Genomic DNA, 11,804 nt, shown 5'->3' on the forward strand with positions numbered 1-11,804 from the left:
GGCATGTCGCGCGTCACGGGAGTGGCGCCGCTACGCTTGCCTGGCGCCGGCGATCAGCCAGACGCCGGCGAGGATCAGACCGCTGCCGACGATTTGAAATCCGACGATCGGTTCGCCGAAGGCAAACCAGCCTGTGGCGATGACCAGCACGTAGCTGATGCCGGACAGCGGAAAGGCCTTGCTGAGGTCGAGTTCGGCGAGAACCGTCATCCAGATGAAGAAGCAGATGATCTCGACGGCGATGGCCGCCAGAATCCAGTGCGAGGTCAACGCATTCTCCAGCCATGTCATTCCCCCGGTATTGCCGAGTTGCGCCGCGCCAAGCTTGGTGAAGATCTGGAACAATGTGTTGAGGACGGGTACGGCAAGCCATGTCAGGCGGATCGGTGTCATCAGTTCTCCTCATCCTGCGAAAAGAACGGCGAAACCAGCTGTAACAATACCTGCAGCAGCGGATTGCGGTGGCGGAAGAACATGGTGTTTGCCGTCAGCCGGCTGCCAAGCCGAATCTTGTTTTCATAATAGGCCTGACCACTCTGGTAGCGGGAAAGGCCATGATCGAGGCAATAGCGCAGATTGGTAAACCAGCTGAGGAAGTAGAGATTGTAAGGCCGTCCCTGCTCAGCATCCATGCAGAAGAACTTGTCGATTGCGAGCCGCTCGTCATGAACGATCAGATTGGCGGCAAGCAGCGTATCGCCGACGAAATAGAGGAAGCAAAAAGCGCGGCCCGCCATATGGGTGAGGATGCCCTCGAAATAGGCTGGGGTCAGTTCCTCGAACTGCCATTCGCTGCGATTGCGCGTGTCGTGGTAAAGCGTCATCACCCGGGAAAGCAGATCGCCTATATCGGTTCTGATTTCCACCCTGACGGCATCGAGGGATTTCAGTTTGCGCCGCATGTCCTTTCGCGTACCTGCCGACAGTCGGGCCATGTAGTCGCCGATTGTCTTGAAATCGATATCAAGCCATGCGGTTGGCAGGCTGCCGATGGCGGCATAGCGGTGTTTTGAAAGCAGGACGCCGAATTCGGCGGCAACCGGCGCCGGGATATCTTTTATCCCCATCAGTCCGCAGCCCTCTTGAACCGCAAGCGCCTCGAAGGCGATGAGCAATTCGGCCAGCAGAACCTCGCGGCGTTCCTCCGGTACGTCGGCATGAAAGCCGATCGCGCCGGTTTCGGTGCAGGGTGAACCAAGACAGGCGAGCCGCAGAACGAGAAAGCCCGAAACATGGCGTCTCATGCGGCGTATCAACCGGCGCGCCACGCCGTCTTCGAGCGTGGTATCCAGCGGATAGGGGCACAGGAATGCCGGTATGGCGGCGCTGATTTTTCCATTTTCCGTGACGGTCAGGTAACGCCACTCGAAGTCGCCAATGCCGGCATCTTCTATCGCCAGCAGGCAATCATAATCCTCGACATGGCCGTGGAAGCAGGCGTTCCACGCCTCCCGGCCGATAGCGCGGATCGTATCGTAGACCTGCGCGACGGGCTTGGCATTCCCGGGCAAGGATTGCTTATGGGCGAACTGCAGCATGGCTTGCCTCGAAAAAATCGGCCGTGAACCCCGCGACCTGCCGATGCTGACGATCGAGATGGATCATATGGTAGCTGTCCTTGATCCACCTGAGTTCATGCGGTCCGCCAATATGTTCGGAAATGTAGAGGGCGTGTCTTGGGTTGCTCAGATCGTCTTCTTCCGCATGCAGGATCAGTGTCGGTGTCAGGATCTGCGGCAGGGTTCCGCGAAGCGCCTTGCCGAGCCGGTACATTTCGACGATGCCTTTGCCGGGGAATTTTTCGAGCATGCCCTCGCCGGCCATGCCCTCGACCATGCGCCGCATCCGCTCGTCCTTGATGCCGAGCGACCCATTTTCCCTGAAGTTGAGACGGTCGAGGAAGGGGATGCGGGACAACCAGCCGATATGCGATGACAGCAACGTATAGTGCCTGGGAACATCCCAGCCATCATAATGGAAGCAGGGCGAATAAATGGCGACAGCCTTGATCAGATCCGGCCGCTGCCGGGCCGCAAGCAGTGACAGTTCGCCGCCAACGCAGATGCCCGCCGCAAACATGTGTTGCGTTCGTTCTGCAAGGAATTCGGAAGCCTGCAACACACTTGTCAGCCAGTCTTTCCACTGCGTCCGGCGCAATGTCCTGATATCCTGCCCATGACCGGCCAGCAGCGGCGCATGGACGCTGTAGCCCCGGCGATTGAGCTGGCGGGCGACGAGCTTCATCTCCGCCGGCGCTCCGGTCAGGCCGTGTATCAGCAGCACGCCTTTTCCATTTGTGCCTTCAAGGTAGAAACTCAATTCCTCAGACCTCATGCCGAAGCTCCGCGTCCCGGTTTTCCGGGGCTATGAAACCGAGCGCATGACAGGTGCTGATCACATGCGTACCGGCTCGCTCCTGTGCGTCCCTGATCTGTTCGTGCAGGGCCGAAAGTTTCGTCCAGTGGGTTCGCGGCCGGTAATGATGCTCGGCGTGATAGCCATTGCCAAACCAGAGCCAGTTGTAGAAGGGCTTGTGGCTGCTGACGCCCCAGGCGATCGGTTCGTCCGGATCGCCATGAAGATGCTCGTAATAGCCGTTGAGCGAAGACAGGCAATTGCCGGCATAATAGAAGGGCAGGAAGAACAGCACGGCTTTCCAGTCATGGATAAGGGCAATCGCCACCAGGCCGAGGAACGCCAGAAGTTCGAAACGACCCCATGCGGCGTCGAAAGGATGCCGCTTGGCGATGGCCTTGTGGATGTCACCGAGACTGTCGCGGAAGAAGCTCTTCAGCGTGTAGGACCAGACATTTTCCGGCTCGCCGTTCCGGCCATGGCGATAGATCGACAGCAGATCGACCGTTTCGCCCTTCTCGTCCGGCCGGTCGCTGTTGCCGGAGTGATGGCGCATGTGCACCCAGTGATAATAGGTTTGGGAAAAGCCGATCGCTACCGATTCCATGAGACTGAAGGCGTAATTCATCCAGCGCGGCTTGAAATAGGGGGTGTGGATGAAATTATGCGAGATGCTGTTGATGTTCCAGGATATCGATACGGCATAAAGGCAGCCCAGGATCAATGACGCCCAGAGCGGCCTGCTCTGAAAGCCGGCGATCAGGTAGACGTCGAACACGAGATGCGCGACGGCGGCGAGTACGGGTGCCGCATCCCATCTGGTATGAGCAAAGATTTTCATAGTCCGGTTGCTCCGACACAGGCCACGCCGGCGGTAACGAGAAACACGCCTGTCGCGTGACGGAGGTTGATATTTTCCCTGAAAATGACGGCGCCGGCGCCGACGGTCACCACATAGCTCAGCGCCATCAGCGGAAAGGCGATGGTGAGAGGTACGCTGGCAAGCACGCTTGTCCAGGCAAGAAGTTCGATGGCCCAGAAGGCGATACCGAGCCAGGTCAGCGGTTTGGCGAGCGTCGTCAGCATGGGGCCGTCGCTGGCGGCCTGCTTGAAGCAGACCTCGCGCGCCGTTTCCGCCAGCACGCAGAAGAGGATCAGGCCGAGCGTGGGCACGGTAAGGCTGCCGGTCATCCCATCGTTTCCGCGAGAACTTCCAGCAATGCGTGATTTGCAGCGCTGTTGATGTTTCGTACCACATCGGCCGCCTGCCGCAGGCGTGGCTGGTCGATGAATATTTCAGCCTGCTTGAGCAGGCGGGTCGTGAGGCCTCCAGCATAATGCGGCGCTGAATAATCGCCGATCACATCAGCGCCGATGACGTGATGCCGGCTACCGATTTCGCTGATCAGAGCCATCAGATAGGGCAGCCGCATGCGCCCCTGATCCCAGTTGGTCACGGCGTCATCGACGGCGAGCACGTCTTTGTCGATGGTGAAATAGACGGCTTCGGTGCTGATGCGGCTGAGTATCCGGTCGATGAAATTGTCCTCGCCGATCTCGGAGATGGAATTCCAGTGCAAGGCGCCTCTGTCCTGACGGTAGCTTGCGCCGTTGCCATAATCGGCCTTCACGCGGCTCGGCGGATGTTCGTACGGATAGAGTTCCAGCTTGCCTTGTCGCAGCCAGCTCAGATTGGCGCCCTTGCGCTCGGGATTGCGCAGATCGCTGCTGCAGACCCCAATGGTCACGACCTTTGCGACATTGGCATTTGAAAGTGCGCTGTTGATCCATGAGCCGCAATGCATGCCGCCTTCGAAATTCACCCAGTCGGGGTGGTTGTCGAAATGGACGAGCGTGGTGGAAACCGGATACCGTTCGAGAGCGGCATCCAGCAGCAGGGCGGTCACATGGTGGAAATCGCCCGAACCAATGAAGGCAAGCTGCGGTCCTTTGCTGCGCGGCGGCAGCGATCTGGCTATGTCCCGCCCCAGTTCGGCGAGCATCTTCTGCCTGCCCCACAGTCTGATTGTCTTGCCGCTCGACTTGTCGACATGGTGGCACGCGCCTGCAAGCGTACAGGCGCGCACGAAGTCCGGCTGCAACTCCAAAGCATCGTCGAGATGAAGGAGGAGAAGCTGCACGACCCTACCTCCGGACCGCGCGTGTGAAGAGCTGGTCGAGCAGCGTCAGCGCCAGGTCGATCTCGTCATGGGTAATCAGGAGGTTCGGGGCCAGCGTGATGACGTTTTTATGGTATCCGCCGACATCGAGAACGAGGCCATAGGTCTTGTCGCCGACCCTGAGATCGCCTTTCATACCCTCGTCGCAGAGCCAGTCCATCGTTGCCTTGTCGGGGGTGAAGCCGTCTTCCCTGCAGATTTCGCATCTCAGCGCCAATCCGAGCCCGTCGACATCGCCGACAATCGCATGGCGCTTCTGGAGCTGCTTCAGGCCGTCGAGGAAATAGGCGCCTTTTTCCATGATCGCGGCACCGAAATCCTCTTCCTCCAGCATTTTCATCGTCTCAAGCGCGACGGCCGTTCCCATCGGATTGCTGGCGAAGGTGGAATGGGTGGAGCCGGGCGGGAAGACCGTGGGATTGATCATTTCTTCTCTTGCCCAGACGCCCGAAAGCGGATTGAGCCCGTTGGTGATCGCCTTGCCGAAGACAAGAACATCAGGTGAGACGCCGAAATGTTCGATCGACCACATCTTGCCGGTTCGATAGACGCCCATCTGGATTTCATCGACGACGAGCAGGATGCCGTGCTGGTCCAGAACCTTCTTGAGCCCGGAGAAGAAATTCATCGGCGGAATGACGTAACCGCCGGTGCCCTGGATCGGTTCGACATAGAAGGCGGCATATTCCGCACTGCCGACTTTCGGGTCCCAGACGCCGTTATATTCGCTTTCGAACAGGCGGGCGAATTTGCGCACGCAATGTTCGCCATATTCTTCCTTCGTCATGCCCTTCGGGCCGCGGAAATGGTAAGGAAACTCGATGAACTGGGCCCTTTCGCCGAAGTGGCCGAAGCGGCGGCGATAACGGTAGCTGGAAGTGATTGCCGACGCGCCCAGCGTGCGGCCATGATAGCCGCCCTCAAAGGCGAACATCAGGCTTTTGCCGCCGGTATAGTTGCGCACCAGCTTCAGTGAATCCTCGATCGCCTGCGATCCGCCGACATTGAAATGAACGCGTCCCTTGTGGCCGAACTTGCGTTCGGCATCCTGCGCGATCATGGCTGCCAGCTCGACCTTCTCGCGATGCAGATATTGCGAGGCGACCTGCGGCAGTCGGTCCAGCTGGCGATGGACGGCGGCATTCAGCCTCTCGTTGCGATAGCCGAAGTTGACAGCGGAGTACCACATCTGCAGATCGAGAAACGGTGTTCCCTTGCTGTCATAGACATAGGACCCCTCACATTCTTCAAAGAATTTCGGCTCCGTCGAATAATGAACCGTGTCGCCATGCGAGCAGAAGGTTTCTTCAAGCAGGCGTAGCTCGGCTTCGGTCGGGCTGGAGAGCGGCGTTTTTTCGTTAAAGGTTACAGCGTTCACAATATTCATGAGGGACCTCTTGGTCTTCCGGTTCAGGCGATTTTCGATTGCGGCATCGTTCGGCTTTGACGGGCGATACCGGGAATGACGGCGTTCATCTTGGAAAGCAGGTCGGTGAAGTCATCAAAGGCGATGAAGGGGATGTTGTTGTCGCGGCAATAGTCGGCGAGCTTGCTCTTGGCGAAAACGAGGTCGGCTCTGCCGGCGACGCAGAAATCGCTCCGCCCGTCGCCGATATAAACCTGCGGCTCCGTGCCGGAGACGATCCGGCATTTGCACACGCCCGAGCCGGACAGACATCCGGTCGAGTTCGGGGCTGGTGCCAAGGTATAGGCCTCAAGGCAATCGGCGGTGCCGTAGCGAAGAAGATTGGCGACGACAGGCAAGTCGGTAATGCCGTTTCGCCTCAGAACATGACGGATAAAATAATCGACGCCGTCGCTGACGACGGTCAGGGGCAGGCCGTTGACGCGGCAGTAATCACGAAAGGTCAGGAAGCCCGGATCGATGGCCACGGTGTCGAGAATTTCATCGAGCTCACGGCGGCTTGCCTTGATGAGGGCGATCTGACGGCGCATGCACTCCGCCGATCCGATCAGGCCGGCTTTCCACTGTTGCTCGATGTCTTCCCATTCAGGTTCGGCAAAGCGGGACAGCACGACATCCGTCACGTCCTGAATGGAAATCGTGCCATCGAAATCAGAAAATACCCGCATCAAATAATCCTTCGGTCTGCCTTGCGACCGGATTTACCGGCGGCTGATGAGGCAGGCCTGATGGGAAAATGATGCCAAGATGAAAAATGATGGAGCCGTCGTTGCCGCGTCAGTTCCGGGACAGTCGCAGCTCGGCGCGCAGGCCATGGCCCCAGGAAGGGGTGGAAAGCCTTACGGAAGCGGCGAGCCGGTCTGCGGTGTCGGCAACGATTGCAAGCCCGAGGCCCGCCCCTTCGGCGTTGCGCGTATCGAGGCGATAGAAGCGGTTGAAGACAGCCTCGCGCTCTTCGGGCGGTATGCCGGGACCGTTGTCGCTGATCGATATCAGCCAGAATTCGCCTTCCGAAGACAGGGTGACCTCGATCACGCCGCCGGCCGGCGTGTATTTGATGGCATTGTCCAGGAGGTTGCTGATCATCATCTGCAGCAAGGATTCATCTGTCCTGACCTCGGCCGATTCAGGGCCTGTCAGCGAGATGTCGAGATTGCGACTGGTGATGATATTGCCGAAATCCGCCAGGGTCGATGCGATCATGTGGTAGAGCGGAACCGGCATGGGGTTGAGCGGATGATGGCTGACCCTGGCAAGGCGCAGCAACTGTTCGATGAGATGCGTGGCTCTGTTGTTGCTGGTCACCAGATCCGAGATGATCGCTTTCTGCTCCTGCTGGTCATCGGTGCTTGCCAGCATCTGCAGCAGCAGCTTGACGCTCGCCTGCGGCGTGCGCAGCTGATGCGCCGCCAGATCGGAAAACCGTCGCTCAAGCGTCAGGGACCGGCCGAGCTTTTCGAGAAGCTGGTTGATCGAACGGCCGAGGGGCACGAGGTCCCTCGGCAACTCCTTAACGGCAATGGCTGACAGATCGTCCGGCGAACGGGTGCGGATCTGGTTCACCAGCCCGCGAATGGTCCGCAGGCCGTTATGGATGCCGAGCCAGATCAGCAAGCCGATGACCGGCACCAGCACGAGCAGAGGAAAGGACAGGTTCAGCAGGATGTTGGCAACCAGCGTCTCGCGCAGGGACATTTTTTCTCCGACTTCCATGACGATGCCTGAAGCCGGGATCGGCAACGAATAGACCCGCCATTTCTCTCCACGGTAGGAAAGGTCGGTGAAGCCCGCTTTCTGGTAGGGCACGTCGGAAGGAAAGGCCGTGCTGGAGTAGAACATGATCTTGCCGTTCACCCAGGCTCGGAACATCTGCGCGTCGGCATAGTCGTCTGCGTCCTCGTTGAAAGCGAGCTGATTGTCCATGCTGAAGTCGATGTCGTCCACCTGTTGCGGCGTAGGTTCGGGTGAATGCTGCAGCCGTTTGTGCAGCAGCCTCCACAAGACGTTCGCATCGTTGATGAGCTGCGCATCGTAGATATTGTTGATCTCGCGCGTGGCACTGTGAAACGCAAAGGCGCCGATTATCAGGATCGTCACCACCACGACAGGCGCGATCCGCAGGAAGAGCTTGCGTGTGAGGGTGGAGGGGCTCATCGTTCGATCATGTAGCCGATGCCGCGGAACGACTTGATGAATTCGGTGCCGAGCTTCTTGCGGAGATTGTAGATCGTCACTTCGATGGCATTGCTTTCGACGTTGCTATAGGCATCGTAGAGTGCGTATTCGATGTCGTTCTTCGTGACGTAGCGACCGCTGCGCTCCATCAGGAGCCTGAGGAGGTGGAATTCCTTTGCCGTCGTATGCACCTGTACATTGCCTTTGCGGGCCACCATTGCCGACGGATCCAACTCGACATCGCCACATCGCAGCAGGCTTTCGGTCCGTCCGTCGCGACGTCGGATCAGCGCGCGCAGGCGGGCAAGCAATTCATCGAGATCAAAAGGTTTGACCAGATAGTCGTCCGCTCCCTCGTCGAAACCCTCGACCTTGCGCCGGACGTTGTCGAGCGCCGTCAAGAGCAGGATGGGAACCGTATTGCCCTTGCGCCTCACGCCCTTCAGAACCTCGATGCCGCCGAGCAGCGGCAGGTTGATGTCGAGGACGACGGCTGCAAAATCCGAATGTTCCGCCGCTTCGAGACCGGACTGGCCGTCGCGCATCCAGTCAACGCCATAGGCGTGTTTTTCCAGTGCCTTCTTCAGGGATGAGCCGAGAATGCTGTCGTCTTCAACAAGTAGAATGCGCACGGTCGTTCCATTCCTGCGGCAGGGGTAAGGCGGATGAGAAGCGCGATTTGAAGCATTGTTGTGGCGGGTTGCCGGGGAATCGCAACTCTTTCTCATCCGCAGGCAGATGTGCCGCCGATCAATGCCTGCACATTGCCGTGGACGTAACGTGCGTTTCAACGGAGCGGCTGCCCGAAACATGGCAATGGGCAATAACTTGTAGCCGCAGGCGGCCATGGTGGTTGTCCTGCGCACGGAGATCGATGTATTCAGGGTGCAGATTCACTTGAACCCGCAGGCACATGGAAACATCGCTTTATCTGCCCGTCAAAGGCTTCCTTGAGGAGGCGGGTTACACTGTCAAAGGCGAAGTTGGTGGCTGCGATCTGGTTGGTCTGAGTGACACTGATCCGCCCGTGGTCGTGATCTGCGAGCTGAAGCTGAGCTTTAATCTGGAACTCATTTTGCAGGCTGTCGATCGCGCGGCCATTGCGGAGGAGGTCTGGATTGCGGCCCGAGTGTCAGCCAAAGGCAAAGGCCGTGAGGCTGACAGGCGCTATCGCGATCTCTGCCGCAGGCTCGGAATCGGTATGCTTGGCATTTCCGATGCCGGCGATGTCAGCATTATCGTCAGTTCCATATCGCCGATGCCGCGAACCAATCCGAAACGGCGCTCGCGGTTGATGCGTGAACACCAGCGGCGCCGGGGCGATCCGGCTGTAGGCGGGAGTACACGCGCGCCGATCATGACCGCATATCGCCAACAGGCACTGGGCTGCGCTTTGGCGCTGGCATCAGGGCCGCTGCGCGTTCGTCAAATCAAACCCGCTGTGCCGGATGCCGGGAAGATTTTGCTTGCGAATGTTTATGGCTGGTTTGAACGGCTCGACAGAGGAATCTATGGCTTGACCGAGGCCGGACGAGAAGCGCTGCAGCGCTGGCCGCAGCAGGACATGTCCGCAACAGTCGTCGTTACCGGCTGATTTTCGAAAACACATCTTCCCCTCATGCGGTTACTCCGGACCGGCCTGTCCGTGCCGAGCGAGGTTTCCAAAGCAATGATGCCACGCCTGGAGGGTGCCGATCGGTAGGGTTGATCCCTTGCTTATAAGCGTGTGCATCGGACATACTCACGTTTGAACCACAAAGGCCAAGGGCAAGACGAAGCCAGAGACGCAGTGCTGGATCGCGGAGCCATGCGAGAAGATTTTACCTCATGAATACGCGATTTCTCGAAACTTTCCTCTGGGCTGCACGACTGAACAGCTTTTCGGCGGCGGCGGAACGTCTGCATACCACCCAGGCATCGGTGTCCAACCGGATCGCCGCTCTGGAGAGGGAGCTTGGCGTGGTGCTGTTCACCCGTGATGTGCGCTGCGTCAACCTGACGCCCGCCGGTCGTCTGGCACTGCAGCATGCCGAAAAGATCGTCAACCTGACCGGTGAGTTCCGGCAGATCGTGAGCAGCCGCGAGGCGCTGAGAGGCACGGTACGCATCGGCGCGGCGGATACGATCGTCTATGCCTGGTTGCCGCTTCTCATTCGCCGCATGAACGAACAATATCCCGGTGTCAGCCTGGATCTGACCATCGATACCAGTCTGAAACTATCCCAGCGCATTCAAAATGGCGAAGTCGACGTCGGTTTCATCATGGGGCCTGTCATGGCCGCGAACATCTATAATTCGCCGCTCTGCACGTTCGAGTCCTGCTGGGTGGGCGCGGTGGATTTGCCGTTGCCGGAAACGGGCGTCACGCTCGAAGATATCGCGCATTTTCCGTTGCTTACCTTCTCGACCGGCTCGCAGCCGCATCAGGCGCTGCGCGCGTTGCTCGATGCTCACGGGCTCTCCGACAGCCGCATCTACAACTCCAATTCGCTGTCGATCATGACCCGCCTCGTGGCCGCCGCCGTCGGCGTAGGCGCCTTGCCGCGCGTGCTGGTGGACGACATTATCAAGTCAGGCGTGGCGCGCATTCTCGACATCGTTCCGTCGGTACCGCCGCTGACTTTCCATACCGTTTATCAGGAGCAGGGTGACAACGCACTCGCCCGGGCCATAGCCGACATGGCGGCGGAAATCGTCAGTGAGACGACCACGCAATGGATGACCGCTGCGGCCTAAAATTTGTGCTGCAGCGCAAAATGATTAATCTATAAGCTTACCTTATGGGTTCCGATAGAGTTTTTCCGTTTGTCATGAAAACCGTTCCCGTTCTTAATTCTCCTCGCAACATGAGAGGAGAGCAACGTGAAAGTCTCACTTGTTCAAATGAATACCCAGAACGACAAGGCAGAAAACCTGAAGGTTGCTGCTGAACTTATAGAGAAGGCGGTCAAGGCGGATAATCCGGACCTTGTTGTTCTTCCAGAATACTTTGCATTTCTTGGAGATAATCCCCAGGAGATGCATGAAAGCGGGGAGGAATTCCCCGGTGGCGAAATCTATACGTTGCTTTCGGGGCTAGCCAGAAAGCACGCAATTACGCTGCACGCCGGCTCCATCGTCGAAAAGGAAGGTAACCGCTTCTACAATTCGACGCTCGTTTTCGGTCCTAATGGCAAGCAGATCGCCCGTTATCGCAAGATTCACCTGTTCGACGTCGATACCCCGAACGGCATCAGCTACCGCGAATCCGATTCGGTCGCCCGCGGCGAAGACGTCGTGACCTACAAGGTTGGCGACAGGACAGTCGGTTGCGGCATCTGCTATGATATCCGCTTCCCGGAACTCTTCCGCGCCCTGCGCGACAAGGGGGCAGATGTCATCGTTCTGCCGGCTGCCTTCACACTCATGACAGGCAAGGATCACTGGGAAGTGCTGGCGCGTGCCCGCGCTGTCGAAACCCAGACCTATTTCCTCGCTGTCGGTCAGATCGGCACCCATGCCGGCGGCAAGAAGGCCTGCTGGGGACATTCCATGGTCATCGATCCGTGGGGCCACATCGTCGCCCAATGCTCGGACACTGTCGGGACCGCCGGCGCCGCCCTCGATTTTGATTATTCGGCCAAGGTGCGCGCCAACGTGCCGGTGGCAAACCACCACGTTCTCTGATC

At 58.5% G+C, this 11,804-nt stretch carries 13 protein-coding genes; 3 read left to right on the forward strand and 10 right to left on the reverse strand.

Features of this window, described 5'->3' with window-relative positions; genetic code table 11:
* Nucleotides 1-30: 30 nt before the first annotated feature.
* From N434_RS22605 to N434_RS22650, 10 genes are all read right to left on the reverse strand, one after another.
* Entirely contained in the window at nucleotides 31-393 is a 363-nt protein-coding gene (locus tag N434_RS22605) for a DMT family transporter (RefSeq protein ID WP_065117186.1), read from the reverse strand.
* Nucleotides 393-1,538, reverse strand: coding sequence for a GNAT family N-acetyltransferase (locus N434_RS22610; protein ID WP_110760393.1), 1,146 nt, complete (start codon nucleotides 1,536-1,538; stop codon nucleotides 393-395). Before N434_RS22610 ends, N434_RS22605 begins: the two co-directional genes overlap by 1 nt.
* Nucleotides 1,519-2,334 (reverse strand): alpha/beta hydrolase, encoded by an 816-nt coding sequence (locus tag N434_RS22615; RefSeq protein WP_110760394.1) that lies wholly within the window; start codon nucleotides 2,332-2,334, stop codon nucleotides 1,519-1,521. The genes N434_RS22610 and N434_RS22615 overlap by 20 nt, the downstream gene beginning before the upstream one ends.
* Nucleotides 2,324-3,196 carry a fatty acid desaturase family protein gene (locus N434_RS22620; RefSeq protein WP_110760395.1) on the reverse strand — a complete coding sequence of 291 codons (873 nt, stop codon included), beginning with the start codon at nucleotides 3,194-3,196 and terminating at the stop codon, nucleotides 2,324-2,326. The genes N434_RS22615 and N434_RS22620 overlap by 11 nt, the downstream gene beginning before the upstream one ends.
* Complete coding sequence (locus N434_RS22625) at nucleotides 3,193-3,546, reverse strand: DMT family transporter (protein WP_110760396.1); 354 nt, start codon at nucleotides 3,544-3,546, stop codon at nucleotides 3,193-3,195. Before N434_RS22625 ends, N434_RS22620 begins: the two co-directional genes overlap by 4 nt.
* The gene (locus N434_RS22630) at nucleotides 3,543-4,496 is read right to left on the reverse strand and encodes an arginase family protein (RefSeq protein WP_110760397.1); all 954 of its coding nucleotides are present in this window, start codon (nucleotides 4,494-4,496) and stop codon (nucleotides 3,543-3,545) included. Before N434_RS22630 ends, N434_RS22625 begins: the two co-directional genes overlap by 4 nt.
* Nucleotides 4,497-4,500: 4 nt before the next feature.
* Nucleotides 4,501-5,922, reverse strand: a complete 1,422-nt coding sequence (locus tag N434_RS22635; RefSeq protein ID WP_181424049.1) for an aspartate aminotransferase family protein — start codon at nucleotides 5,920-5,922, stop codon at nucleotides 4,501-4,503.
* 23 nt (nucleotides 5,923-5,945) lie between these two features.
* Complete coding sequence (locus N434_RS22640) at nucleotides 5,946-6,629, reverse strand: MtnX-like HAD-IB family phosphatase (RefSeq protein ID WP_110760398.1); 684 nt, start codon at nucleotides 6,627-6,629, stop codon at nucleotides 5,946-5,948.
* Between the two features lie 109 nt (nucleotides 6,630-6,738).
* Nucleotides 6,739-8,115: a sensor histidine kinase gene (locus N434_RS22645; RefSeq protein WP_110760399.1), complete on the reverse strand. Its 1,377-nt coding sequence runs from the start codon at nucleotides 8,113-8,115 to the stop codon at nucleotides 6,739-6,741.
* On the reverse strand, nucleotides 8,112-8,768 hold the full coding sequence (locus N434_RS22650) for a response regulator transcription factor (protein ID WP_065117195.1): 657 nt from the start codon (nucleotides 8,766-8,768) through the stop codon (nucleotides 8,112-8,114). Before N434_RS22650 ends, N434_RS22645 begins: the two co-directional genes overlap by 4 nt.
* A 281-nt stretch (nucleotides 8,769-9,049) precedes the next feature.
* Between N434_RS22650 and N434_RS22655 the strand changes: the two genes are divergently transcribed.
* From N434_RS22655 to N434_RS22665, 3 genes are all read left to right on the forward strand, one after another.
* Nucleotides 9,050-9,730 (forward strand): DUF2161 domain-containing phosphodiesterase, encoded by a 681-nt coding sequence (locus tag N434_RS22655; RefSeq protein ID WP_110760400.1) that lies wholly within the window; start codon nucleotides 9,050-9,052, stop codon nucleotides 9,728-9,730.
* Between the two features lie 233 nt (nucleotides 9,731-9,963).
* On the forward strand, nucleotides 9,964-10,872 hold the full coding sequence (locus N434_RS22660; RefSeq protein WP_065117197.1) for a LysR family transcriptional regulator: 909 nt from the start codon (nucleotides 9,964-9,966) through the stop codon (nucleotides 10,870-10,872).
* Between the two features lie 126 nt (nucleotides 10,873-10,998).
* A complete protein-coding gene (locus tag N434_RS22665) occupies nucleotides 10,999-11,802 on the forward strand; it encodes a carbon-nitrogen hydrolase family protein (protein ID WP_110760401.1) in 804 nt (267 codons plus the stop codon).
* Nucleotides 11,803-11,804 lie beyond the last annotated feature (2 nt).

This window comes from Rhizobium sp. UGM030330-04 (assembly GCF_003208455.1).
Classification (GTDB): domain Bacteria; phylum Pseudomonadota; class Alphaproteobacteria; order Rhizobiales; family Rhizobiaceae; genus Agrobacterium; species Agrobacterium rhizogenes_A.